At 39.6% G+C, this 25,825-nt stretch carries 27 protein-coding genes and 1 other RNA gene; 17 read left to right on the forward strand and 11 right to left on the reverse strand.

Going from position 1 to position 25,825, the window contains the following annotated elements; all coding sequences use genetic code 11:
• Positions 1-3 precede the first annotated feature (3 nt).
• Genes I6F66_RS03920 through murA form a run of 4 tightly spaced genes read left to right on the forward strand, consistent with a single transcriptional unit; the run spans position 4 to position 2,506 of the window.
• Positions 4-684: a phospholipid-binding protein MlaC gene (locus I6F66_RS03920; protein WP_165739997.1), complete on the forward strand. Its 681-nt coding sequence runs from the start codon at positions 4-6 to the stop codon at positions 682-684.
• Positions 677-970 carry a lipid asymmetry maintenance protein MlaB gene (locus I6F66_RS03925; RefSeq protein WP_010554274.1) on the forward strand — a complete coding sequence of 98 codons (294 nt, stop codon included), beginning with the start codon at positions 677-679 and terminating at the stop codon, positions 968-970. The genes I6F66_RS03920 and I6F66_RS03925 overlap by 8 nt, the downstream gene beginning before the upstream one ends.
• Positions 971-975: 5 nt before the next feature.
• The gene (locus I6F66_RS03930; RefSeq protein ID WP_002957953.1) at positions 976-1,233 is read left to right on the forward strand and encodes a BolA family protein; all 258 of its coding nucleotides are present in this window, start codon (positions 976-978) and stop codon (positions 1,231-1,233) included.
• A 13-nt stretch (positions 1,234-1,246) separates the two neighbouring features.
• Positions 1,247-2,506, forward strand: a complete 1,260-nt coding sequence (gene murA / locus I6F66_RS03935; RefSeq protein ID WP_165727693.1) for a UDP-N-acetylglucosamine 1-carboxyvinyltransferase — start codon at positions 1,247-1,249, stop codon at positions 2,504-2,506.
• Between the two features lie 100 nt (positions 2,507-2,606).
• On the opposite strand, the gene I6F66_RS03940 is transcribed toward murA, so the two are convergent.
• The 3 genes from I6F66_RS03940 to I6F66_RS03950 all read right to left on the reverse strand — a co-directional run bounded on the left by I6F66_RS03940 (position 2,607) and on the right by I6F66_RS03950 (position 5,720).
• Positions 2,607-3,689, reverse strand: a complete 1,083-nt coding sequence (locus I6F66_RS03940) for a trypsin-like peptidase domain-containing protein (protein ID WP_165739993.1) — start codon at positions 3,687-3,689, stop codon at positions 2,607-2,609.
• 103 nt (positions 3,690-3,792) lie between these two features.
• The gene (locus tag I6F66_RS03945) at positions 3,793-5,145 is read right to left on the reverse strand and encodes a Do family serine endopeptidase (protein ID WP_165739991.1); all 1,353 of its coding nucleotides are present in this window, start codon (positions 5,143-5,145) and stop codon (positions 3,793-3,795) included.
• 131 nt (positions 5,146-5,276) lie between these two features.
• Positions 5,277-5,720, reverse strand: a complete 444-nt coding sequence (locus I6F66_RS03950; RefSeq protein ID WP_165739989.1) for a YhcB family protein — start codon at positions 5,718-5,720, stop codon at positions 5,277-5,279.
• A 135-nt stretch (positions 5,721-5,855) separates the two neighbouring features.
• Between I6F66_RS03950 and zapE the strand changes: the two genes are divergently transcribed.
• From zapE to I6F66_RS03990, 8 genes are all read left to right on the forward strand, one after another.
• A complete protein-coding gene (zapE, locus tag I6F66_RS03955; RefSeq protein WP_165739987.1) occupies positions 5,856-6,944 on the forward strand; it encodes a cell division protein ZapE in 1,089 nt (362 codons plus the stop codon).
• Positions 6,945-7,227: 283 nt separating this feature from the next.
• Positions 7,228-7,656: a 50S ribosomal protein L13 gene (rplM, locus tag I6F66_RS03960; RefSeq protein WP_007378318.1), complete on the forward strand. Its 429-nt coding sequence runs from the start codon at positions 7,228-7,230 to the stop codon at positions 7,654-7,656.
• A gap of 8 nt (positions 7,657-7,664) precedes the next feature.
• A complete protein-coding gene (gene rpsI / locus I6F66_RS03965; RefSeq protein WP_024595789.1) occupies positions 7,665-8,057 on the forward strand; it encodes a 30S ribosomal protein S9 in 393 nt (130 codons plus the stop codon).
• 578 nt (positions 8,058-8,635) lie between these two features.
• Positions 8,636-9,226 (forward strand): ubiquinol-cytochrome c reductase iron-sulfur subunit, encoded by a 591-nt coding sequence (gene petA / locus I6F66_RS03970; RefSeq protein ID WP_007580333.1) that lies wholly within the window; start codon positions 8,636-8,638, stop codon positions 9,224-9,226.
• The gene (locus tag I6F66_RS03975; RefSeq protein ID WP_121953722.1) at positions 9,226-10,491 is read left to right on the forward strand and encodes a cytochrome b N-terminal domain-containing protein; all 1,266 of its coding nucleotides are present in this window, start codon (positions 9,226-9,228) and stop codon (positions 10,489-10,491) included. Before petA ends, I6F66_RS03975 begins: the two co-directional genes overlap by 1 nt.
• Positions 10,488-11,237, forward strand: a complete 750-nt coding sequence (locus tag I6F66_RS03980; RefSeq protein ID WP_166419367.1) for a cytochrome c1 — start codon at positions 10,488-10,490, stop codon at positions 11,235-11,237. The genes I6F66_RS03975 and I6F66_RS03980 overlap by 4 nt, the downstream gene beginning before the upstream one ends.
• An 80-nt stretch (positions 11,238-11,317) precedes the next feature.
• The gene (gene sspA, locus I6F66_RS03985) at positions 11,318-11,944 is read left to right on the forward strand and encodes a stringent starvation protein SspA (protein ID WP_165741632.1); all 627 of its coding nucleotides are present in this window, start codon (positions 11,318-11,320) and stop codon (positions 11,942-11,944) included.
• Entirely contained in the window at positions 11,944-12,381 is a 438-nt protein-coding gene (locus I6F66_RS03990) for a ClpXP protease specificity-enhancing factor (RefSeq protein WP_024593995.1), read from the forward strand. Before sspA ends, I6F66_RS03990 begins: the two co-directional genes overlap by 1 nt.
• Positions 12,382-12,440: 59 nt before the next feature.
• Here I6F66_RS03990 and dolP read toward each other — a convergent pair whose 3' ends face one another.
• The 4 genes from dolP to I6F66_RS04010 are packed head-to-tail and all read right to left on the reverse strand — an operon-like array spanning position 12,441 to position 15,894.
• Positions 12,441-13,007 (reverse strand): division/outer membrane stress-associated lipid-binding lipoprotein, encoded by a 567-nt coding sequence (dolP, locus tag I6F66_RS03995; RefSeq protein ID WP_007582867.1) that lies wholly within the window; start codon positions 13,005-13,007, stop codon positions 12,441-12,443.
• Positions 13,000-13,593, reverse strand: coding sequence for an SIS domain-containing protein (locus I6F66_RS04000; protein WP_002957968.1), 594 nt, complete (start codon positions 13,591-13,593; stop codon positions 13,000-13,002). The genes dolP and I6F66_RS04000 overlap by 8 nt, the downstream gene beginning before the upstream one ends.
• 32 nt (positions 13,594-13,625) lie before the next feature.
• The gene (locus I6F66_RS04005; protein ID WP_010554278.1) at positions 13,626-13,997 is read right to left on the reverse strand and encodes a YraN family protein; all 372 of its coding nucleotides are present in this window, start codon (positions 13,995-13,997) and stop codon (positions 13,626-13,628) included.
• 19 nt (positions 13,998-14,016) lie between these two features.
• A complete protein-coding gene (locus I6F66_RS04010; RefSeq protein WP_197208799.1) occupies positions 14,017-15,894 on the reverse strand; it encodes a penicillin-binding protein activator in 1,878 nt (625 codons plus the stop codon).
• Positions 15,895-15,955: 61 nt separating this feature from the next.
• Here I6F66_RS04010 and rsmI point away from each other — a divergent pair, with 61 nt between their 5' ends.
• Both rsmI and rnpB read left to right on the forward strand, forming a co-directional pair.
• Complete coding sequence (gene rsmI / locus I6F66_RS04015; RefSeq protein WP_197208800.1) at positions 15,956-16,813, forward strand: 16S rRNA (cytidine(1402)-2'-O)-methyltransferase; 858 nt, start codon at positions 15,956-15,958, stop codon at positions 16,811-16,813.
• 42 nt (positions 16,814-16,855) lie between these two features.
• Positions 16,856-17,218, forward strand: an RNA gene (rnpB, locus tag I6F66_RS04020) — RNase P RNA component class A.
• Positions 17,219-17,293: 75 nt separating this feature from the next.
• Here the strand turns inward: rnpB and I6F66_RS04025 are convergent.
• Positions 17,294-18,373, reverse strand: coding sequence for a mechanosensitive ion channel family protein (locus tag I6F66_RS04025; protein ID WP_165740978.1), 1,080 nt, complete (start codon positions 18,371-18,373; stop codon positions 17,294-17,296).
• A gap of 117 nt (positions 18,374-18,490) precedes the next feature.
• Here I6F66_RS04025 and I6F66_RS04030 point away from each other — a divergent pair, with 117 nt between their 5' ends.
• The gene (locus I6F66_RS04030) at positions 18,491-19,444 is read left to right on the forward strand and encodes a YihY/virulence factor BrkB family protein (RefSeq protein WP_007582878.1); all 954 of its coding nucleotides are present in this window, start codon (positions 18,491-18,493) and stop codon (positions 19,442-19,444) included.
• A 3-nt stretch (positions 19,445-19,447) separates the two neighbouring features.
• Here I6F66_RS04030 and I6F66_RS04035 read toward each other — a convergent pair whose 3' ends face one another.
• A complete protein-coding gene (locus tag I6F66_RS04035) occupies positions 19,448-20,335 on the reverse strand; it encodes a LysR family transcriptional regulator (RefSeq protein WP_165724746.1) in 888 nt (295 codons plus the stop codon).
• Positions 20,336-20,424: 89 nt separating this feature from the next.
• Positions 20,425-23,529: an EAL domain-containing protein gene (locus tag I6F66_RS04040; RefSeq protein ID WP_197208801.1), complete on the reverse strand. Its 3,105-nt coding sequence runs from the start codon at positions 23,527-23,529 to the stop codon at positions 20,425-20,427.
• Positions 23,530-23,730: 201 nt separating this feature from the next.
• Between I6F66_RS04040 and I6F66_RS04045 the strand changes: the two genes are divergently transcribed.
• On the forward strand, positions 23,731-24,573 hold the full coding sequence (locus I6F66_RS04045; RefSeq protein ID WP_197208802.1) for a pirin family protein: 843 nt from the start codon (positions 23,731-23,733) through the stop codon (positions 24,571-24,573).
• A gap of 21 nt (positions 24,574-24,594) precedes the next feature.
• A complete protein-coding gene (locus I6F66_RS04050; RefSeq protein ID WP_197208803.1) occupies positions 24,595-25,569 on the forward strand; it encodes a glutathione S-transferase family protein in 975 nt (324 codons plus the stop codon).
• A 3-nt stretch (positions 25,570-25,572) separates the two neighbouring features.
• On the opposite strand, the gene I6F66_RS04055 is transcribed toward I6F66_RS04050, so the two are convergent.
• Positions 25,573-25,815 (reverse strand): hypothetical protein, encoded by a 243-nt coding sequence (locus tag I6F66_RS04055; protein WP_007582895.1) that lies wholly within the window; start codon positions 25,813-25,815, stop codon positions 25,573-25,575.
• Positions 25,816-25,825: the final 10 nt, after the last annotated feature.

The raw sequence follows: 25,825 nt of genomic DNA on the forward strand, positions 1-25,825 counted from the left end.
ATTATGTTGAAAAAGTTTTTAGCTATTGTAGCAATTGGCACAATGACGCTAACTCAAAGCGTAAGTGCAGCAGATGTTAAATTGGTTGATCCAAATAAAATGGTACGCCAAGTTGCCGATAATACATTTGCACGTATTAAAAAAGATCAGCCATTAATTGTTAAAAATCAAGAGCATCTTCGCGTAATCGTTGAAGATGAATTAATGCCTTATATCGACTACAAATATGCAGCACTTCGCGTACTAGGTAGTGAAGTATCTAAAGTACGTGCAATTACCGACGAAGCTGAAAAAGCCAAAGCAATTAAAGAAATTCAACGCTTTATTGGTGTTTTTAGAGAGTACTTAGTTGCTACTTATGCAGGTGTATTCACTCAATATACAAACCAAAAAGTTGAGTTTGGTGCAGAACAAGCATTTAAAGGCAAAGATGTCGTTGTCGTTAAAACTAAAATTATTGAAGATGGTAAACCTGATATCAGAATCGATTTTAAAGTACGCGAAGACCGTGACGGTGAATGGCGCGCGTACGATATGATTGCTGAAGGTATTAGTTTACTAGATGCAAAACAAAGTGAGCTACAAGGTATTTTGCGTCAGCAAGGTATTGATAATGTAAGTAACCTTTTAGAGCAAAAGAGTCAGCTACCAGTTCAGTTTAGAGGCAGTAACTCGAATGACTAAATTGGCAATAAGCCAAGTTGATGGACAACATTTTCGAGTAAACGGTGAGCTTACTCGAAATTCAATTGGCGATGAACAGCTTCTGAACAACAAGCTATTAACCAAGCATAAAATCATCTATTTCGACCTAAGTGGTGTATCTAGGGTTGACACAGCGGGCTTAGCTTGGTTAATTCACTCTTTTGCAGAATTAAAGCAGCAAGGCATTCGCCTTGAATTGCAAAACCTACCTGAGCAATTGCAAAATTTAATGCAACTGGGTCAGGTTACAACCCTATTTGAGTGAGAGTTATGGAAACTAGCCAAGTCGAAACATTATTACGCGAAGAACTTCAATTAGCTGAAGTACATGTAAAAGCCAATGGTAGTCATTATGAAGTTGTTGCAGTAGGTGAATGCTTTGACGGTTTAAGCCGAGTTAAAAAGCAGCAGCTAGTTTATGGCCCATTAATGAATACAATTTCAGATGGCACAATTCACGCAGTATCTATTCGTGCATTTACTCCTGTAGAGTGGAAGCGTGAACAAAAATTTATTTTACCGCAATAAATAGGGCCTCTTAATGGATCAATTTGTAATTCAAGGTGGTACTTCACTTGCTGGTGAAGTGACTATTTCTGGCGCTAAAAATGCCGCACTTCCTATTTTGTTTGCTTCATTATTAGCTGATGGAAAAAGTACATTTACTAATGTACCGCGCCTTCGCGATATAGTGACCACTGAAGCCTTATTAAAAACTCTAGGCGCTGATGTTAATTGGCACGGCGATACGCTAGTGATTGACGGCGCAACGGTTAATAAGACATTAGCCCCATACGACTTAGTTAAGCAAATGCGTGCCTCTGTACTTGCATTAGGCCCTTTAGTTGCTCGTTTTGGTGAAGCTCAAGTGTCTTTACCTGGTGGGTGTGCTATTGGTGCTCGCCCTGTTGATATTCATATTCAGGGTTTGGAGCGCATGGGCGCGGTAATTAACGTTGAAAATGGTTATATTAATGCCAAGGTAAACGGTCGCTTAAAAGGCGCTGAAATCTTTATGGAAATGGTAAGCGTAGGCGCTACCGAAAATCTATTGATGGCAGCTGCCCTCGCTGATGGTAAAACCATACTTGATAACGCTGCACGCGAGCCCGAAATAATTGATTTAGCTAACTGCTTAATTGCTATGGGCGCTAAAATTACGGGTGCAGGCACTAGCCGCATTGAAGTTGAAGGCGTTGAGCGTTTAGCAGGATGCGAGCACAGCATTTTACCAGATAGAATAGAAACAGGTACGTTTTTAGTCGCTGCAGCAATGGCAGGCGGTGAAGTACTTTGCAAAAACACTGACTTTCATTCTCTTGAGCCTGTGATTGAAAAGCTACGTGCAACAAATGCACACTTAGAAGTACATAACGACAGTATTTATCTTGATATGCGCGGCCGAGAACTGAGAGCCGTGAATATTAAAACAGCTCCACACCCAGGTTTTCCTACGGATATGCAAGCTCAGTTTACAGCATTAAATGTAGTAGCAAATGGTAGTGCAACGATTACGGAAACGATTTTTGAAAACCGTTTTATGCATGTACCTGAGTTGCAGCGTATGGGCGCTAATATTCGTTTAGAAGGGCATACCGCAATTTGTGGTGAGACTGAGAGCCTAACGGGCGCGCAAGTGATGGCAACCGACCTACGCGCTTCAGCTAGCTTAATCTTAACGGGTATAGTGGCACAGGGTGAAACTGTTGTTGACCGTATTTATCACGTTGATAGAGGTTATCAGCGCATTGAAGATAAGCTAAGTGCGTTGGGTGCAAATATTAAACGTCGAAGTAGTTAAGTAGATATTTAACTAGCTAAGCTATTTTAAAAAGGTCGGATACGCAAATTGCTATCCGACCTTTTTATTGACGATTTATGAAAGTTGGTATTATTTTTTATTAAAGCTTTGTTTCAAGCTCTGCGACAGTCACCATAATCTTTTCTATTTTACCATTCCGGTAAAGCTCAAATTCTATTTCTTTACCTGGTTCTGTATTACCTATTTCTTCCAGCACTTTTTGTGGATTTGCTACCGAAAGCCCTGCAATTTTAATAACAATATCTTGCTCTTCAATACCCGCTTGCCATGCTGGTCCCAAAGGGTCTAAATTAGTAATACGCATGCCAGTAACTGGGGTCAGACTGTCGTTTACTTCCTTGCCGGTACTATCTACTGCTGTGCCTTCAAAGCCTAAATAGCCGCGCACAACGCGACCATGACGAATGAGCTTACTCATTACTTTTTTAGCAAGTGAGTAAGGAACCGCAAAGAATATTCCTTGAATATTCAAGTTCTCACGCGTTTTAAACTGCGCAGAAGTAATACCGACTAAATCACCATTGGAGTTAACTAATGCGCCGCCAGAGTTGCCCACGTTAATAGCCGCATCCATTTGTAATAAGTTATTGTACGGACTGTCTGTAATTTTTTGCTTACCCGTTGCGCTAATGATGCCTTGGGTGATTGTTTGACCTAAGTTAAGCGGGTTACCTATAGCAAGTACCACATCGCCTACGCTCGATACATAGCTATCGTTTACAGGAATTACCGGAAGGTGATCTGCATTTATTTTAAGTAAGGCTAAATCAGTAATAGTATCAAAACCAATTAGCTGCACATCAAAAAAGCGTCGACCATCGGTTAGAATAACCATAATTTGATCTGCATTATTAACAACATGGTAGTTGGTAAGAATGTAACCGTCTTGCGACATGATGACGCCAGAGCCTAGCTCTTGTACCGTGTTTTTTCTTTTATAACGAGGTTCTTTGGAAATACTTTCTGAAAAAATAGTAACCACAGAAGGAGCCGCTCGTTTAACTGCATCAGAAAAACTCAGGTGACTCGCACTCATAGCGCTTGGCAGGGGAACATTTGGTAGTAAAGCCGCTCGCATATTAGGGCTGAAAAAAACCACTAAAAAAGCAATACTTAGGCCTGCAAATAAAGGGGGAAGAATAAATTTTATTAGTTTAAGCACGATTTTCTTATTATGTAAGTGAGCAATCTCTTTATGATGACATAAAAAAAATAACAGCGGCAAGTGCCACTGTTATTTTTATTACACTAAATAGTGCTATTTATTACTGAATTAAAATAAATATAGACTCACGACCACGTTGCACGCCAAGTACGATATTACCTTTTGTACTGTCGATGATTTTATTCATGTCGCGAATCGTTTCTACTCGCTGGCGATTCACTTGCATAATAATATCACCTTCTTCAAGGCCAACACGAGCAGAAGGTGAGCGAGGATCTACTGAAGTAATCTCAACACCTTTGTTACTGTTTTTTTGCACGTTTTCGAGCTCTGCACCTTGGAATGCGGGGTGTAGTTCTTCGCCTGTCGCTGTAACACCAGATGCGCCATCAAGCGTTACTTTTACTGTTTTAATTTTACCATCGCGGTAAATGCCTAGTTTTATCTCACGGCCTTCACCTAGCGTAGCAATTTTGCTGCGTAGTTCGTGGAAACCACTAATATCGCCACCGTTTATGCTAACAATAACGTCACCAGCTTCAATTCCAGCCTTACTTGCGGCAGTGTCGTCCATTACTTGCATTACATAAGCACCTTGTTTCACGTCAAGCTGCTGTGCTTTTGCAAGTCCAGCATCAAGTGGACGACCTGAAATACCTAGCGAGCCACGACGTACTTCACCATGCTCAATAATTTGATCAACTAGATTTTTCATCATATTAGATGGAATGGCAAAACCAATGCCCACGTTACCACCAGAAGCACCTAAAATAGCGGTATTAATACCAATCAACTCACCATTTAAGTTAACGAGTGCACCGCCAGAGTTACCTTGGTTAATAGCAGCATCGGTTTGAATGAAATCTTCGTAACCTTCAATGTTTAAACCACTACGACCAAGCGCACTAACAATACCAGAGGTTACTGTGTGACTAAGTCCAAATGGGTTACCAATCGCAACCGCGAAGTCGCCTACGCGTAAGCTATCGGAGTTTGCGAGTTTTATTTCAGTTAAGTCATCAGCGTCTATTTGTAAAAGAGCGATATCAGACTCTGTATCGGTACCAATTTTAGTTGCTTCAAATTCACGTCCATCTTCAAGGGTAACCACCATTTTTTCGGCGTCTTGAATAACGTGATTATTAGTCACTACATAACCTTCATCGGCATCAATAATAACTCCTGAACCCAGGCCACTAAATTGGCGTTTTTGGCTACGAGGCTGCTGTTGTCCAAAAAAGTATTCGAGTGGATCTGCACGGCGGCGTACTTCTTTAGAGCCTGAAACTTGGATACTTACAACACCAGGAGATATTTTCTCTAGCATAGGGGCTAGAGTGGGTAGTTGTTGACCATTTACTGCAATTGGCATTTTTGCATAAGATGCTACAGGGCTCATTAATAAGCTTGTAGATAAAATAGCTGCGCTGATAAGTGATAATTTCATTTTCATAGTCAGGGATAACTCCACTTAAGATAAAGCAAAAACCAAAAAGGGCTACTTTGCAGCAGCCCTTTTTGGTTTGTTAAGATAAAACAACAAAGCTGTTATATCTAAAGACTATGGGGTCTAAAAAAAGTTCATCAAGATGCTTTAGAATGTTCTGAAACTTTATTTTGACCAGCAAATAAACCAGATTCACCCGATACGTAATCAGCTGGTTGTGCTTCTGCAGAAGAACGGTCTGAACGACGCTCTTTTAAAGATGCTTGTAATTGTTCTGTTGTTTCTTTAGAGAAATAAGGTTCTGCTGGTGCTTTATTTCTATCTTCTAAAAGAAGCTGGTTTGTGTCCTCAACATGACTAAGCAGTTGGTCATAGTTCTCTTTCATCTTATTTACGAGCTTACCTGTATTCGCTAAATGATCAGCGACATCTTGGCGATACTGCTCAAGCGCGCTTTGTGCTTGTTCAGCTTGCTCTTTTAGTTCATCTTGCTTGAATTGTTTTTTAGTAACAAATGCACCAATAAAAAATGCTACAACAGCAACAATAACAATTAAACCTACCCACATAACTGTGCCCATAAAAACTACCCCTTTGGGAAAATAACTAACGAATGCTTGATTCAATTATAAATCATATTAAGTGTAATATACCCCGAGTTAAGATGCGTGTTAATATGCTTTACAAATTAAACTGCGTTTTTACTGTAAATAGATATGACTCCTTGGCAAACATACCAACAAGATTTGAAGCGAGATGACTTTGTACATGACGCAGCGCAAGAAAATGCTGTGCGCCATTTACAACGCCTATACGATGACTTAACTCAGGCAAAGCCAGCACCAAAAGGTTTTTTTGCTAAGTTATTTAACAATGATGAGCCAACGCCTATTAAAGGTTTGTACTTTTGGGGCGGAGTAGGGCGTGGTAAAACCTATTTAGTTGATACTTTTTACGAATCACTGCCGGGCACACGTAAAATGCGAGTGCATTTTCATCGATTTATGCATCGAGTCCATAACGAGCTTAAAAAATTAAACAACACGGCTAATCCATTAGAAAAAATAGCCGACACTTTTAAAGCTGAAACAGACATAATTTGTTTTGATGAATTTTTTGTTCAAGACATTACCGATGCCATGTTACTTGGTGGTTTAATGGAAGCGCTATTTGCTCGCGGTATTGTACTTGTTGCTACCTCTAATATAGTGCCTGATGATCTTTACAGAAATGGCTTGCAGCGCGCACGATTTGTACCTGCTATAGAGCTGGTTAAGCTCAATACAGAGATAGTTAATGTAGATTCAGGTATTGATTACCGGTTACGTACTTTAGAGCAAGCCGAAATTTTTCATAGTCCGCTGGATGAAGATGCAGATAAGAACCTATTTGAATACTTCGATAAGCTATCGCCAGAGCCTGGGCAATTAGATGAGCCTATAGAAGTAGAAGGACGCCTAATCAAAACACGCAAAGTAGCTAAATGCGTTGTAATGTTTGAATTTAGTGAGTTATGTGAAACGGCACGTAGCCAAGTAGATTACATGGAGATTAGCCGTTTATATAATACGGTTATTATTTCTAACGTAAAACAGCTTGGGCAAACTAATGATGACGCAGCTAGGCGTTTTATTGCTTTAGTAGATGAATTTTACGAGCGTCATGTAACTTTAATTATATCGGCCGAAAAGCCTATTACCGAACTTTATACTCAAGGTAATTTAAATTTTGAATTTAAGCGCTGTATAAGCCGCTTGCAAGAAATGCAGTCTTTAGAGTATTTAGCTAGAGAGCACTTAGTTTAAATAAGTAGGCAAAAGTGTAATAGGTCAGCCATTAAAAATAAGAAGTTTGTATATAGTACTTCTTATTTTAAAATTTCTTGTGGAAAAAACAACCGGGAGTAGCAATGTGTTTTAAGTGCTGGTATACTCCCGCGTCTGCCACGTTGCGTTCTATGCCCTCATATAGTCTAGCCACTTGTGAGCGGCGCAAAAGTCTAAAACTCGAAGGGGTTATAGCAAACTTAGAGCAGTAGTTAATATTAACTACTTGTGGTTTTAATTGAAAAACATTGGATTTTTATAAATGAAAACGTTTGTTGCTAAACCAGAAACAGTAAAACGTGACTGGTACGTAGTTGACGCTGAAGGTAAAACTTTAGGTCGCATCGCTACTGAAATCGCTCATCGCCTACGCGGTAAGCATAAAGTTGAATATACACCGCACGTAGATACTGGTGATTATATCATCGTTATCAACGCTGAAAAAGTTACTGTAACTGGTAACAAATTCAAAAACAAAGTGTACTATTCACACTCTGGTTTTCCAGGTGGTCTTAAGTCTACTACTTTTGATAAACTTCAAGCTGCAAAGCCTGAAATGATCATCGAGAAGGCTGTTAAGGGCATGTTGCCACGTGGTCCTTTAGGCCGCGCTATGTACCGTAAACTTAAAGTTTACACAGGTACTGAGCACAACCATGCTGCACAACAGCCTCAGGTTCTAGACATTTAAGGAGCACCATCATGGCAAATCAATACTACGGTACAGGTCGTCGTAAAAGTTCAAGTGCTCGCGTATTCTTACGCCCAGGCACTGGTAACATCGTAATCAACAAACGCTCTCTAGAAGAGTATTTTGGTCGCGAAACAGCACGCATGGTTGTTCATCAAGCTCTAGAGCTAGTTGATATGACTGAAAAATTTGACCTTTACATCACCGTTTCTGGTGGTGGTACAACTGGTCAAGCTGGTGCTATCCGTCATGGTATCACTCGTGCACTTATGGAGTTTGACGAGTCATTACGTCCACAACTTCGTAAAGCAGGTTTTGTTACACGTGATGCACGTAAAGTTGAACGTAAGAAAGTGGGTCTTAAGAAAGCGCGTAAGCGTCCACAGTTCTCAAAACGTTAATCTATACGTTATCAAGAATTCAAAAACCCAGCTTATGCTGGGTTTTTTGTTTTTAAATCAAAATGTTTACATTTGCAACTTAATGCGATTTTTCAATATCGCTGCCATACTTGGTGATTGCAGCAATTAATGATGATCAAATCAATTAATAACTGCGTATTAATTAAACGAAAGTTAAAAAACACTCAGATAGCTGCAAAAAAGTTAAATAATTATCGTAATTAGTTTAAATCCATCAGTTAATTGGTGGAATTTTTTGCTACAATTGTCCGGTAAGTAAAATGAGCGGTTTAACAACACTATGTACAGTTTTTTACTGTTTCTTCTTAGTGGTGTTGATCTTGGTCAGTATATTGTTTTTACAGAAGCGTTATTATAGTCGTTCGGCTTTATTCTCGAGCTAGCTTAATCAAATTTTTGATCAAGTCAGATTTATGAGCATGGGGCTTTGAATAACCTTGTTTTAATCAAGGGTTTTAATTATGATCGCTTCTATTTTAAAAATTTCGAATAATTAACCTGCTGTAACTGATGTTCTCAATATAGCAAGTGTTGAGAATCATAGTGGAGATAAGTGGATGAGCAATGCGCCTGTAGACAATGGCCGACGTCGCTTTTTAACCATAGCTACCTCTGTTGTAGGTGGTGTTGGTGCGGCTGGGGCTGCTGTTCCTTTTATTGCGTCTTGGAATCCAAGTGAGCGAGCTAAATCTGCGGGTGCGCCTGTAGAAGTAGATATCAGCAAACTTGAACCGGGACAATTAATACGTGTCGAGTGGCGTGGTAAACCTGTATGGGTTGTATCACGGACCCCAAAAATGCTTGAGCAAATGAAAGAACATGAAGGTCAACTTCGTGATCCGCATTCGCAAGAGCCACAACAATTAGAATCATCAACAAATGATTACCGTTCATTACGTCCAGAAATCTTTCTGGCTGTAGGTATTTGTACGCATTTAGGGTGTTCACCTGGCTTTTTCCAAGGTAACTTTAGTGAGAAAGTTGAAGGAACCGATGATGGCTTCTATTGCCCATGTCATGGTTCTAAATTTGATATGGCTGGCCGTGTATTTCAATCGGTACCTGCTCCATTAAACTTAGAGATACCACCTTATACTTTTCTTGATGAGACCACTATTTTAGTGGGCGAAGAAAAAGGGGCAGCCTAATGTTTGGTAAGATTATTGGTTGGATAGACGACCGTATCCCAATGACACGTGTTTGGAACATGCATATTGCACAGTATCCAGCACCTAAAAACTTCAACTTCTGGTACTTTTTTGGCTCATTAGCCATGTTGGTACTAGTAAACCAAATCCTAACAGGTATTTGGTTAACGATGAACTTTGTTCCGTCTTCTGAAGGTGCATTCGCTTCAGTAGAATACATCATGCGTGATGTAGAATATGGCTGGTTACTACGTTATTTGCACTCAACAGGTGCATCAGCGTTTTTCATCGTTGTATATATGCATATGTTCCGTGGCATGATCTACGGTTCTTATCAAAAACCACGTGAGTTATTGTGGTTATTTGGTATGTTTATTTTCTTAGCGCTAATGGCTGAAGCATTCATGGGGTATTTATTACCATGGGGGCAAATGTCGTTCTGGGGTGCGCAGGTAATCATTTCATTATTCGGGGCGATTCCGGTAATTGGTGATGACTTAACACTTTGGATCCGTGGTGACTACGTAATATCAGGTGCAACGCTTAACCGCTTCTTTGCATTACATGTAATTGCACTGCCACTGGTTATTGTAATCTTAGTTTTCTTACATATTGTTGCTCTACACGAAGTGGGTTCGAACAACCCTGAAGGTATTGAGATTAAACGTAAGAAAGGCTCAGTAGCTGAAGAAGATAAGCCTAAATTTAAATTTCACGAGTATTACACTGACAAGAAAGATATTGTTGATGCGATACCGTTCCACCCTTACTACACAGTAAAAGATATTGTGGGTGTGGTTGGTTTCTTAATATTGTTTTGTTGGGTTGTGTTCTTTATGCCTGCGATGAATGGCTTCTTTTTAGAAGGTCCAAACTTCGAGGCAGCTAACCCACTTAAAACACCTGAGCATATTTTCCCGGTTTGGTACTTTACACCATTCTATGCAATCTTACGTGCAATCCCAGATAAGTTAATTGGTGTTGCAGCGATGGGTGCATCGATTGTGGTACTTGCGTTACTACCTTGGGTAGACCGTGGTAGAGTTAAATCGGTTCGTTACCGTTGTGGTTTCCATAAATGGAACATTGCAGGTTTTGTTGTAACTTTCGTTCTTTTAGGTTGGGTGGGTGCAACTCCACAGACTGATCTGAAAACGATTATTTCTCAAATCTGTACTGTGACTTACTTTATGTTCTTCGTACTGTTATTTGTATACAGTAAGAACGAAAAAACTAAGCCATTGCCAGAGAGGTTAACGAAATGATGAAAAAGCTTATTATTGGTTTATTTGCTTTATCAGTAAACTTGTTACCTAACATGGTTATGGCAGCAGGTCCGTCGGTTCCTTTAATGGAAGCGAATAACGACCTTACTGATCAGGCATCTTTACAACGCGGTGCAAAGTTGTTCATGAACTACTGCCTTGGTTGTCACCAAATGCAGTATCAACGTTATGAACGTACTTTTCGTGATATTGGTATCCCAACAGAAGTTGGTTTAGAGCAGTTGATTTTTGACGGTTCTAAAGTAGGTAGCCATATTACAAATGCGATTAAAAAAGACGATGCAGCAAAATGGTTTGGTGCGGCTCCGCCGGACTTAACACTAATTGCTCGTGTAAAATCACCAGATTATATTTACACGTACTTAAAATCGTTTTATAAAGATGAATCTCGCCCGTTTGGTGTTAACAATATTGTTTTCCCATCGGTAGGTATGCCTCACGTTCTTCAAGAACTACAAGGTTTACCAACGCCTATCACTAAAGAAGTAGAAGAACATGGTCACACTGTGACCAAAGTTATTGCTACTGAAACAGATGGTTCGGGTGAATTAAGCGTAGATGAATATGACCATGCGGCTCGTGATTTAACGAACTTCCTTGAATACGTGGGTGAACCTTCACGTCTTGAATCGGAAGCGCTAGGTATTAAGGTAATTGGATTTTTAATCATCCTATTTATCTTGGCATTTATGCTTAAGAAAGAATACTGGAGAGATGTTCATTAAGTTGAACATTTTTAAAGGTAATTTTGCAATAGGGGCTTAAGCCCCTTTTGCTGTTTTAGTTATTTAATGGAGGTATAGGCATGGCCGTAGCTGCCAATAAGCGCCCTGTAATGACCCTTTTTTCTGGTGCTAACTGTATGTATAGCCACCAAGTACGTATTGTACTTGCGGAAAAAGGTGTAAGTGTAGATATTCATTTGGCTGAAAAAGATAATTTGCCAGAAGCACTTCACGAAATTAACCCTTACGGTACAGTGCCAACACTGATTGACCGTGAGCTTGGTTTATACCAGGCAAACATCATCATGGAATACCTTGATGAGCGTTTTCCTCATCCTCCACTAATGCCTGTTTACCCGGTAATGCGTGGTCGTAGCCGCTTAATGATGCATCGTATTGATAAAGATTGGTACAGCCTAGCTGACAAAATCAGTAACAACACATCAGATGCAGCTCAAGCTCGTAAAGAGCTAACAGAAGCATTGCTTGCTGTAGCACCTATTTTTAGCGAAGCACCTTACTTTATGAGTGAAGAGTTTAGCTTAGTAGACTGTTATTTAGCTCCACTATTATGGCGTTTACCAGAGTTTGGTATTGAGCTTAATGGTGCAGGTTCTAAAGAGCTTAAAGAGTACATGATCCGTTTATTTGAACGTGAGTCATTCCAAGCCTCTTTAACTGAAGCTGAGCGTGAGATCCGTTTATAATGACGCCTAATCGTCCTTATTTATTACGTGCTTTTTTTGATTGGATAGTCGATAACGAGTGTACACCGCATTTAGTGGTAGACGCTGGATTTGCAAATGTACAAGTGCCAACACAATTTGTTCAAGACGGACAAATTGTTTTAAACATAAGTCCATCAGCGGTCACACAGTTTTCGTTAGACTTAACCCAACTTAGCTTCAGTGCGCGCTTTGGTGGTCAGCCAATGCAAGTGTATGTACCTCTAGGTGCTGTGCTTGCAATATACGCGCGTGAAAATGGCGAAGGGACAGTCTTTACCGCAGATGAGTTTTTAGAGGACGAAGACGATTTTGTGCCAGAGCTTGAAAGTGTTGATTCATCAGCTGAGTATATTGATGAAACACCACCAGAAAAGCCTGAGAAGAAAAAAGGCTCTCATTTACGTGTTATTAAATAATAAGTAAATGCCAAAAAAAACCGCTGAATAAGCGGTTTTTTTATGTCTGTATTTTGTGTTTACAAGTATTCAAATACTTTAATTACACGCTCTACGCCAGAAACATTGCGGGCAATATTTACAGCTTGAGTTGACTCAGAGTCAGATACTAAGCCCATTAAAAAAACTTCAGCATTTTCTGTCACTACTTTAATGTTATTACTGCTAATGTCTTTTGCTGTTAGTAGCTGGGCTTTTACTTTAGAAGTTAGCCAAGAGTCGTGAGTTTGTGTAGTAATGCCAGTATTTGAGCCAATACGAATTTGGTTATGTATTTTACGAATACCTGAAACGCCCTCAATGGTGCGCTGCGCTTCGTTTCTCATTTCTTCGTTAGATACTTGGCCAACAAGTAAAACAATACCGTTAACGCTTACAGCGCTTATATTGGCAAACTTTTCAAGACGTTCTACTTCGCTAAGTGCAATACTGGCTTTTATTTCAATATTGTTATCGTCAATTTGAGAGCCAATAGTACGGCGGTCGTTCGCTGCAGTTACTGCACTGGCTGTACCTGCAACAACAGCGGCTGCGCAGCCTTGCAGTAATACAACAGTACCTAAAACAATAAGAGAGCGTTTAAACATAATTTTCATCCTGAGGGAAAAGCGTTAAATCAACAAGTTCGCTTAAACAATGTAAGTTAACTAAATGAGATTCGATAATGCGGCTAGGGCGTTTAGATGGCGATCTAATTTCAACATCGTTAGGTCCAAGTAGGCCTACCAACTCGCCACCATCATCACCAACCATAACTATGACCTTCATATCTTTAGTTAGTGCAGCTTCAACGGCAGAAATAACATGTTTTTCGTTGCCGTTTATAGCCAATACAAGCAATAAATCACCTTGTTGGGCAAAAGCGCGGACTTGGCGAGCAAATGTATCGTGATCGTCTACTTGAGTACTTTGCCCAAGATTAACGTTTTCTTGCGATAGAGCAATTGCAGGTAAGCAGGGACGTTCGGTTTCATAATGATTAACCAACACACCCGCCATATGCTGAGCGAGCATGTGGCAATTTGCAGTACCGCAGCAAATGAGTTTATTTCCGTTGATCAGACTTTGTGCAATAGTAAATGCAGCTGACTCAAGCGCACTAGGTAGCACTTCACCAGCAGCGATTTGAACTTGAATGCTTTCTGTAAAAATTTCTTTAATTGTGTCTTGCATAGCCTACCAATAATTTATCTTTGTATTTGCGTTTAAAATACATTTTTAAGCCAATTAATATTAGGAGATGCTTCTCCTGTAATGGCTACATAATCAATTCTTAGAGCTTGGTTAGTTAAATTTTTAGCTGCTAAGTAATGATAAATACTACGTTTTAATCGAGCTTGTTTTTGTGGACTAAGCGCATAGTTGGCACCGCCACGAGCATTATTTTTGCGAAACTTAACCTCAACGAATACAAGGGTATCGCCTTCTTTCATAATGACATCAAGCTCACCAAAGGGGCAGTAATAATTACGTTCTATGGGTGTTAGCCCTTGAGTAACTAAGTATTTTTGCGCTTCAAGCTCATAATACTGGCCTTTTTCGCGACTATTGTGCCACAGCTCTTTAAACCACGACATGCCGCCCCCTTAATTAAATTTAATTGATAGTTTGTATGTCACCCGCTGATTGCATAAACAATGGTACCGGGCGTTGTGTTTCTAATTGCACAGGCTTAATGCGACGGTTTGTATATTGAGCCCAGTCGAGCGTGCGTTCTATATGGCCGCTGGTATTAACAGATAACTTACCGCTTAAACCACTATATTGATTGCCTGGCATTACGCTTAACTGCCTGATGTCATGTAATATTGATACAGCATCGAACGCCATTGCAAATAAGCGTTGGCTAATATCTACTTGCTCTGGCCATAACGAATCATACTGCTGGCGTAAGTTATGTTGTTTAATTTGCGAATCGAGCATCCACGGCAATTCAGTGAAGTATAGGCCGTCTAAGTCGCCTTTGTCAGTACTGTCAATTTGTTTACTATGACTTTTAGAGCTGGCATAAAGTGGAATACGATCTGCAAATGTACTTACGTTTACATCAAGGTAAGGTTTAATTAAGCGTGTTTCTATTGCATCACCCAAAATATAAATAACGTCTATATCACTACGTGAACGGGTTTCGTTTTCTACTTCCTGTTTAAATAGTGCTTTAATCGTTTTTATGCGCTCTTTTGATTTATCAACTTCTAACAAGCTGGTAATTGTATTAGGCATATCTTTTTTATCGTTATAAAAACCTATTTGCGGCTTGGTTTCGCTATAGCGTTGCCACTGTAAGTTAAAGTAATCAACCAAGCGTTGGCCATTTGCGTTATTTGGTGCAAGCAACATAGGTTTTTGATAGCCCTTAGTTAAAAAGTGTTCTAAGGCTTGTTGTACTTCGTGCTCAGGGTTTAGTGCAAAATAATAATGCTGAAGCGAAATTCGCTCACCATCAAAGGTGTTTAAATGTAGTACCGGAGTATCAATAAGAGTTTGTGCATTGGCAAGTTTATCAATATTTGCTTTAAGTAGAGGACCAATTACAAAGTCAGGCTTTATTTCTTCAAGTTGTGCTGCAATTTCTTCTGTACTTAAGTTTTCATCAATAAAAATAGTGTCGTTGATATTTTGCGTATCAAGTGCAGCTAATACGCCAGCTTTAAGGGCATCACCTAAACGTTCGTTAGGGCCCGATTGTGGAAATAACACAACTAAGCGCTCTATATTGATAGGAGCAAGTTCAGTAAGCATTTCATCTTGTTCAGGTAATACAGTAAAAGCCGGATGCCCAATATAGCGTCTGCGCCAATTGTTGATCGCTTGATCTAACTCTACGCCACTACTTGCATATACTTGATGATATAACGCTAGGTTAGCCCACCCTTGCTGAATAACCGAACCACGGTTAAAGCGTTCAAGCGCGTAAGAAGAAAGTTGCTTTAAGTTATCCCACAAATTTTGATTAAGTTGAGGGATTTCTATATTATTTTTTGTTGCTGTTTCAGAGGCCCTAAAAAAGTAGGGTGCAGCTTTTTTCGGAAAATTTTGCGATGCGTAAATGCTGGCCGTTAAAAACTGATGCCAAGCAAAATGCTCAGGTTGAGTCAGTTGTCCGTCTAGCGACTGTAAAATAACCAAAGCTTGATCATTTTTATTCTGTTGTTTTTGTGCAAATGCAATATAAAGGCGGTTCTGGATTTGATCAACACTTGCGGTTAATTCAAGCTCATTCCCAATTATCTCTAATAAAGGCCAGTTTTGCTCACTAATTGCTGCATCACGGGCGCTATACAATAACTGTATTTTATCGGCACCTTGGCGGTTTTGCGCCAATTGATAGATAGATTGCGCACTGGTTGCCTGATTTTGCAGTGCATTAGTGCGGTTACTTACGTTATCGCTGTTTTTAGTTGGTTTTTCGGTTGTGCTACACGCCGATAACCCTGACAATATAATTAATAGACTAACTAGTTTAAGTCGCACAATGATTTCCCAATACGTTAACGCGATTTGCTTATATTACTGACTGACGCAGGAGACCTCAATGTTAAATGAGGAGAATTCACAGAAAATTGGCACTCTTTACATTGTTGCCACCCCAATTGGCAATTATGACGACTTAAGTCACCGTGCCATTGCGACATTATCGCAAGTTGACTTAATAGCTGCTGAAGACACTCGCCATACCGGCAAGCTACTTAGCCACTTTGGAATTAAGGCAAAAACGTTTGCATTACACGACCACAACGAAAAGCAAAAAGCACAACAAATTATTGATCAACTTAATCAAGGTTTAAATATTGCTTTAGTATCTGACGCTGGTACACCGCTAATTAGTGATCCAGGCTACGCTGTTGTAAATCTGTGTCGCGAACAAGGCGCTCATGTTACACCTGTTCCAGGTGCATGTGCTGCAATTACAGCCGTATGTTGTTCAGGCTTACCAACCGACCGCTTTCAGTTTATTGGTTTTACGCCAGCTAAAAGCAAAGCTCGCCAAGACTTTTTTATCGAAGCTGTTAACTCAGGCATTACCAGCATAATGTACGAAAGTACGCACCGTATTATGGCAAGCCTTGATGATTTAGCACTAGCCCTAGGTGATGAGCAGCAAGTTGTGTTTGCTAAAGAGCTAACCAAAACCTTTGAAACATTTTTTAATGGTAGTGTAAGTGAGCTTAAACAGTTTTTAACTGATGATCCTACCAAGCAGCGCGGCGAAATAGTGCTTATGCTTCCGGGCAAACCAAAGCAAATAGACGATGTTCCGCCTGAAGCGCGAAAAATGTTAACGCTGCTTGAAAGCGAAATGCCAATGAAAAAAGCCTGTGGCGTTGTTGCAGAATACTTTGGAATGAAGAAAAACGCTTTATACAAAACAATTATTGAAGAAAAAGAGTGAATTTTACTGCGCTTGGTATTAGCCTCATGTATACTGCGCGCCGAGTCAGCCAAGATGATCGCTGCCTGTGACGAAAATGATCAGGGGGAGGAAAGTCCGGGCTCCATAGGGCAGAGTGCCAGCTAACGGCTGGGGGGCGTGAGCCCACGACAAGTGCAGCAGAGAGGAGACCGCCAATCTCGATTGGTAAGGGTGAAAGGGTGCGGTAAGAGCGCACCGGGCCGCTAGTAATAGTCGGTTGCAAGGTAAACTCCACTCGGAGCAAGACCAAATAGGGTTCCTTATGGCGTGGCCCACGTTGGAACCGGGTAGGTTGCTTGAGCCATAGAGCGATTTATGGCCTAGACGAATGATTATCACTTTCTTCGGAAAGGACAAAACCCGGCTTATACGGCTGACTCACTCATTCAATAAAAAGCCCGCAGTTAACGCTGCGGGCTTTTTTGCGTTTAAATTTTAGTTAATACAATTTAAGCATTATTAAATAATATTTTTCCCTTGTTCTGGATCGCGAGATTGCTCTGCTTGTTCACGTATTTCGTCGGTATCACTACTTACATCATCAAGCGTTTTAGTTTGCTCAACAGTTTCACTTTTTTCGCTTTGTATTTGCGATGGTTGTTTTTCCTCTAAGCTAGAAGCATTTTCATTAGTGTCGGTGAGTATAATTCTCTCTCGTGCGTCATCAGGCATGCTGATTTTTTGTTTAGTGAACTCATTTACTAATTCGCGCATAAGTTGTGAGCCTACTTTTAATGGGCTGTGCTGCTCGCTATTAACCCAAAAATACAAAACGAAGTTAATAGTAGATGAGCCTAAGTTTTTTATTAAAACCTGCGCGGGTGGGTCGCTAAGTACTGCATTTTGTTGATTGGCAATATCTAGGGCGAGGGTTTGTGCGCTGCGTATATCGTTATCGTAGCCAATACCAATTTCTACTTTGCCGCGCATTTTTGGATTGGCAGTCAGGTTTTTAATGGTATTTTTATATACAGTCGCATTAGGTATTTGAATATGATTGCCATCGTAATCAACAAGTGTGGTTGCTCTTGCTGTTACTTTTTTAACAATACCTAATCGGCCATCCACTTCAATTACATCGTCAATTTTAAAAGGTCTTTGTACGCTCAGTAATAAACTGGCAATAAAGTTCTCTGCTATGTCTCTAAAAGCAAAGCCGAGTATTAAACCTATCAACCCAGTCCCACTCATAATAGCAACGGCAAACTGAGTAAGCCCTGCTAAACGTAAAAATAAATATACCCCAAATAAAATTATTAGGGTGCTTATGCTGCGCCTTATAACTAGGTGAACAAGCTTGCTGTCAGTCATATAGTCAATGGGTTTGATTAGTAATCTAGAAAGTGGTCCTGAAATTAAGTAACTGAGTACTAAAAGCATTATGCCGAGTAAAATAGTGGGTAATATTTGCGCTGTTACGTGAAGTAATTGCACGCCTTGCTCATAAAAGAAATTCCACGAAAGTGTATCAACTTTGATCACGTCAGTTATTGGTGTTGTATTATTTAGCGCTACACTGCTTTTTAGGGTACCGAGCATGGCTTATCTTCCGTGTTAGAGTCATTTATAGATAAATATTAGCAAGTTTGGTACCAAACGCTTATAACTTGGCAAATATTTTGCTGTAGTAACGTAATACAAATATTGAGGTTTAGAATGAAAGAAGCTAAACGAGGACAGCAAGCAGAGCAGCCTGCACATATCCCTTTTATAGGTTGGTGGGATATTGTTAAACGTATTTTTAAGCAAATGAGTGAAGATAACTTATCTATAGTGGCAGCCGGTGTGGCATTTTATGCGTTACTTGCTATTTTTCCAGCCATTGCGGCGATGGTATCAGTGTATGCGTACTTTTCATCCCCAACAGATATAAGTGAGCACTTAAGTAAAATAGTTACTTTGCTTCCACCAAGCACCAGTGAACTGATTTTATCTCAGGTTTCTAGCCTTGCTAAAACATCAAGTGCAAGCTTGAGCTTAAGTGCAATTGGTACGCTCATACTTACTATTTGGAGTAGTTCAAAGGGCAGCCAAGCACTTATTACTGCATGTAATATTAGTTATCGTGAATATGAAAAACGCTCATTTTTTCAGGCTCAACTAGTGCGCTTTTTATTTTCGGTAGGGGCGATTGTTGTCGCAATTTTTGCGCTATTAATTATTGGTATTTTACCTATTGTACTTAATTTAGTGGGACTAAAAGAAAGTATAGATTTATTAATTAAACTCATTTCTTGGCCATTATTGGCTTTTACCTTTAATTTTGCATTGGTACTTTTATATCGTTATGCCCCACATCGTAAACCTGCTAAATGGCGTTGGATCACAATGGGGTCGTCTATTGCTACCGTGCTGTGGATTTTAGCATCTATAGGTTTTTCATTTTATGTGTCGCGTTTTTCTAGTTACAACGAAACGTATGGCTCACTAGGTGGTGTAGTGATTATGCTGATGTGGTTGTATATCAGCGCTTATATAATCACATTAGGTGCTGTAATTAATGCAGCTACTGAGCAGCAAACAGGTAAAGATAGCACTGTAGGGCCGGCTAAAGAGCGTGGGCAGCGAGGCGCCTATGTAGCAGATCACCTCGATGTAAAAAATGAATAGCTATTAATTAGCTAAATTAGTAAGTGCAGTAATTTGCTCTTTAAATTCTTGTGCTGCAGGACCAAGCCTATCGTTGTCGTTGCACATTAAATATAAATTAAGAGTGCGGGTTGTACCTTGGTCTAAATTAAGTGCAATGAGGGTTTGATCTTCAATTAAGTGTGCAATTTGTGTTTTTGGCAGCCAAGCGTAACCTAAATTTTGACTAACCATATCAATAGAGTTACGTAAGTGGCTTACTGTCCAGCGCATATCTGCACCTAGCCAGCCTTCATTGTGACTGGTGTGGGTTGCTGAATCGCGCACTACTATCTGCCGGTGTAGCTTTAAATCACGAAAGTTGAGTTGTTCAGTATGCTGGTGTAATACATGGTCTTTATGCGCAACCGCTATAAACTCTATATCGCATAACGTACTGCAACTAATTCCATAGATAGGAATTGACGAAATAGCTAAATCAACCACTGAGTTATGCAGTAATTCGTTTGCACCTGTTAGCACGCTTTCTACTAAATCAATTTTTAAAAGAGGGTAAAGCTCACTCGTTTTAGCAAGTGCTTGATATAAAATAGCGTGTGGTAAAACCTCATCAACAGCTATTTTTAATGTGCTTTCCACGCCTTCGCTTAGTGTACTTGCTACCGATTCTATTTTAGTCGCTTCCTCAATTAAAAACTCGGCTCTGCGTAAAATCAGCTTACCGCTATCGGTTAAAAATGCTTTACGGCCTTTTACTTCAAGCAACTTAATTTGCAAGGCGGCTTCAAGTTTTTGCACAGCATGGTGTACGGTTGACTGACTTTTATGTACAGCTGCGCTTGCGCCTGCAAACCCGCCATGATCCACAACCGCTTTAAACATTCGCCATTGCTCTAATGTTGCTTTTGCCATTTTTAAATCCTGTTACTACTTTATATCTGATTGCTTAACTTGACCGCGCAGACGCATTATTTATTGCGTAACAGTGATTTTTTGTCTATTTATTTTAACAAAGCTACTTTTTTATCAGCTAGAAGTGCCATAAAACTGCTTTTATTTAAAGGTCTTGAAAATAAATAACCTTGACCGTAATCGCATCCTGCTTCAAGTAGTAGCTGCATTTGTAATTTAGTTTCAATTCCTTCGGCGATTACTTTTAAGCCCAACTGATGCGCCATAACAATGATGGCTTCACACAATGCAAGTTCTTGGCTGCCTACTTGAATATTATCAACAAAACGTTTATCTATTTTTAAATAGTCGGTGTCCATTTCTTGTAAGTAAGCGAGCGACGAATAACCGGTACCAAAGTCATCAAGAGCAAGCTGCATACCTGATTTTACTATTTCTTTTAGGCGTCTTTGCGTAAGTGCTTCAGGGTTAACCATTAAGCCTTCAGTTATTTCTGCGACAATTGACGAAGCAGGCAGCTTTGCTGCTTTTAGCATATCGTACCATTCATCTATGCCACTCTCTGGCGTGGATAATTGCACTGGCGATACGTTTACACTTATTTGAAAAGTATCATCGGTTAGTGTTTTTATATCGTTAAGTGTTTGCAAAGCTTGGGCAAATACAAATTGACCAATTGCATTTATTTGCCTGGTTTCTTCAGCAAGTGGGATAAATGCGATAGGGCTAATTAGGCCTTTTTCGGGATGTTGCCAACGAATAAGCGCTTCAGCTTTATGAATATGTAAATCATTTAAAGCAACTATGGGCTGATAAAATAACTCAAACTGTTCAAGTTCTATGGTACTTCGTAAGTCTTTTAATAGCACCATGCGCGCGTGTGCATATTCGCGCATGTCAGCAGAGAAAAACTCAAAACAGTTACGACCATTACTTTTTGCTTTATACATAGCCTGATCGGCTGCCTTTAAAAGCTGTTCAGTATTTTCACCATCATTAGGAGCGCAAGAAATGCCTATGCTTGCACTAATAAATAACTCTTCGTTTTCAAGATGCAAAGCTGACGATAGACTAAGTAAAATATTACTCGCAATTTGATTAATATGGCGCGTACTTTTAATGTGACTAAATACAATAACAAACTCATCTCCCCCAATTCGTGCCACAAACTCAGCGTTTTTTGCCGACTGGACTATACGCTGAGATACGAGTTTTAATAAGTTATCGCCATAGTGATGGCCTAATGTGTCATTAATATCTTTAAAGTGATCAATATCTAAAAGCATGACAACCAATTGATTATCTGGAGTAACAACATTTGAAAATCGTTGATTTAATCGCTCCTTTAACTCTAAACGATTTGGTAAGTCAGTTAGGTGATCAAAATGAGCTTGTCGCCAAATGGTTTCATCAGCTTGTTTTTTCTCTGTGAGGTCTGTGAATATCGCGATACGACGAATAGGTGCGTTGTTTGTGTCATAAATAGTATCGATTGTGAGCCACTCAGAGTAAAGCTGCCCATTTTTTTTTCGGTTAATAACCTCGCCTTGCCAGCGGCCTGTTTGCTGTAATTCAGACCACATTTTATTGTAAAAATTCTTATCATGTTTTCCTGATGAAAGAATTGAAGAGGACCGGCCAATAACTTCTTCTTTACTATATAAAGTCGTTTTACAAAACGCAGGATTTACATCAAATATAATGCCCGTTGGATCGGTGATTGCCATGCCTTCACTACTGTTGTTATACACTAGTGAGGCAAGGTGGAGTGCTTCTTCATTTACTTTTCGTTGTGTTATATCTCGTAGCACAACAACGTATTCATTTTTACTTTGCATTGCGCTAATACGTGCTTCAAAGCTGCGTTTAAGATCTGATTTTTCGAGTGTGAATTCTAAATTGCTCGAAACATCAAGTTTAGATAACTGCGATAACAAAAGCTGAACATTGCTGTGTGAAAGTATTGATGATAAATGAGGTACTACAGTGCTGTTAGGATTTACTTGAGGCTTAAACTGTCCTGTTATGTTGAGAATATCGCCATGGATGTTAATTCTAACGTAACTATCGGGCAGAGTATTGAGCAAGCTAGTAAGCTCATCATGCTTGTTTTTTAAATTAGCCTCAGCTGTTAACCGAGTTTGCGCCATTGATTTAAAACGCTGATAGAGAGTATTTAGTTCTGGATTATTGGGTTGTATTTTTTGTGCGGGCATCTCGCCCTTAGCCAATACGTTTGTTGCATTTGTTAGATTATTAATTGGGTCAATAATGCTGGTTTTAAGTAGTTTACGTGCAATTAAAGACAGTATCAGCAGCGATAAAATAAACACACCAATCGCTATAAAAAAATTATTATTTATTTGCTTTAAAGCATGTGTGACAGGAAGTGCGATATGTATATTTAAGCTGTTATTACTTGGATCGCTGTAAATAACAGAGTGATGAAGCATTCGGGCTTCACCTTCAATAGATTTTATTTTTGTTGATGCCTCATTATTAATCGAAGAATCAGTTGCTAATAAAGTCTGTGCAATATTATCGCCAAGCGTGGCCGTTGTAGGTGGATAACGCGCTAAAATTTTTCCGTTAGAATCAGCAATTGCAGCAATAGAGCCTGGCGGAAGTTCAATGTCATTAAAAGCATTGTTCCACCAGTCAAGCGCAACAACGATAACTACAACGCCCTGAATTACATTTTTTTTATTAATAATAGGTAACGCAAAATTAAGGGTGTTTTTTTGCAGACTTCGGTCGTGCTGAAAATAACCTACCGACAATTGGTTACTTTTTAAGGCGTTTTGGAAATACGCCCGATCGGCAATATTAATTGTTTTGGCTAACCCGCTTGTTGTACATATAACAATGCCATTTGGATCTATAATCCCGATATTGGCAACATGTGCGTAAATAGATCTAAATTGATTAAAATAATTAGGGCAGGTCGTTGCTAAATTTTCTTTCTTACTTTCCTCTTTAGCCAAATAACGCGCTAAACGGTCAATATCATCGACTAAGTGCTTTTGCTGTAAAATTAATTGCTTAGCAATATTTTCTACTTTTTTTTCACTTTGCTCAATAGAGTGATCGCGTTCAAGCAGCAGTGTAAAAATAATTACAGCGGTGCCCGGAATACTTAGCAATATAAGTAAACGATAAAGCTGATGTTTGAGAGAATAAGTAAAAATAACCATTCCTTAGTTTTGTATTTTGCAATAACAATTGTAGCCAAATTCACTCCAAATAACCATAGTAATTATAAGGTTGAAAATGTAACCAATGAATCATTATAGTTCTATTTTTTGGAGTGTTAAGGTCGATTTAAAGACATAGTTGTTTTGTTTAATGGATGATTTAATAACCCCATAAACTTATTCTTTAGAGTGAATTAATAAATGAAAATATCAAAAATACTTACAGCTTATGCAACTCAAGATGGCGATGGTGTGAGTATTAGCCGTATACCTGGGTTTGATGGTAAATATTTAGATCCCTTTTTAATGATTGATGAACTTAAGTCAGACGACAAAAAAGATTATATGGGAGGCTTTCCTGAGCATCCGCACCGAGGTATTGAAACGTTTACTTATATTCTAAAAGGTGGCTTTGAACATCGTGACCAAATGGGTAACAGAGAAGCAATTAAAGCAGGTGATGTGCAATGGATGAGTACAGGGCGCGGCGTCATGCACAGTGAAATGCCACTCGCTGATGCTGTTGACGGTTTGCATGGCTTTCAAATTTGGATAAACATGCCAAGCGCAGAAAAAATGCGTGATTCACGTTATCAAGATACTACTAAAAACCCAGCTCCGAGTTTTACAAATACACAAGGTGTGACGTTAAAAGCACTGTCGGGATCGTGGCAGTTTGAAAGTGAAACGCTTACAAGCGCTCTGCAGAGTTTAGCTGCCAATGCGGCGCTTGCTGATATTACATTACTTGCTGGTAAAAGCATGAATTTAGAACCTATTAGCCAACAAAAAGTAATGCTTTATATTCATAGCGGCTCACTAATAATGAGCGACAATCAAACAATACCAGCGGGTAAGTTACTTATTTTGGAACCAGGGAGTGACATTAATATTAGCTCTGAGCACGGCGCTGGTGTTTTGGTTTTAGCTGGCGATCCACTTAATCAGCCGATTGCTCATATGGGGCCGTTTGTAATGACGACTCAAGCTGAAGTACAGCAAGCAGTGCGTGATTATCAAAACGGCGAGTTTGGCAAAATTTAACGGTATTTTTAGGAGAGTTTTATGGGATTATTAGTTAACGGTCAATGGCAAGATAAATGGTACGACACTGATTCAAGTAATGGTAAGTTTGAGCGCGAGGCGGCGCAGTTACGTCACTGGATAACTGTTGATGGTAGCGCTGGAATAACGGGCGAGGCCGGTTTTAAAGCTCAAGCGAACAGGTATCATTTATATGTGTCACTTGCGTGTCCTTGGGCGCATCGAACGCTTATATTTAGAGCATTAAAAGGGTTACAAGATTTAATTACGGTGTCGGTTGTTAGTCCTGATATGCTTAATAGTGGTTGGGCTTTTGATACGCAAAACCACAGTACTGGTGATGCTTTATTTAATAGTAACTACTTACATCAAGTTTATACAAAAAATAATCCAAAGTACTCCGGGCGAGTAACCGTTCCCGTATTGTGGGATAAAAAGCTCAATAAAATTGTCAGTAATGAGTCTGCCGATATTATACGTATGTTCAATAGTGCGTTTAATGAGTTAACAGGTAATAACGATGACTACTACCCTGAGGCGCTGCAACCAAAAATTGATGAATTAAACGCGTTGATTTATCCAAGTATAAATAATGGTGTTTATCGTACGGGCTTTGCTACAACTCAGGATGCGTATGAAGAGGCATTTAATGATGTATTTAAAGCACTCGATACAGTAGAGGGGATACTGAGCAAGCAGCGGTATTTAACAGGGGATAACCTCACAGAGGCAGATTGGCGATTATTCACCACTCTCATTCGGTTTGATAGTGTGTACGTTGGTCACTTTAAATGTAATTTACGCACAATTGAAAGCTATCCTGCACTGAGCGGATACCTCAGAGAGCTATATCAGGTTAAGGGAGTAGCAGAGACAGTTGATTTTTACCACATTAAACGTCATTACTATTTTAGCCATACAATGATCAATCCAACACAAGTTGTGCCAAATGGCCCAAGTGTTGATTACTTATCTGATCACGGTAGAAATGTTTAGCGTTTAAGCAAACAGCCTAACAAGCCAGCCGTATTTTCTTACCAAGCTGGTTTCGCCTTTCCCTGCTTGTACAGCTGCGCCGGCTAAAAAGGCACTTGTTAGTCCCACTTTAGTTGCGGCAAAACGCTTTAGTCTATATTGAAACGCTGCATGATGTTGGCGTTTTAACTCACTGCGCGTATCCATTTGCTTACTCAGAGCATCAACGTTTTCATTAGGTGCTTTAATTAAGTAGTTAACCAACATATTAATTTCC

It is taken from the genome of Pseudoalteromonas sp. NZS100_1, from assembly GCF_015864285.1.
GTDB lineage: Bacteria > Pseudomonadota > Gammaproteobacteria > Enterobacterales > Alteromonadaceae > Pseudoalteromonas > Pseudoalteromonas arctica.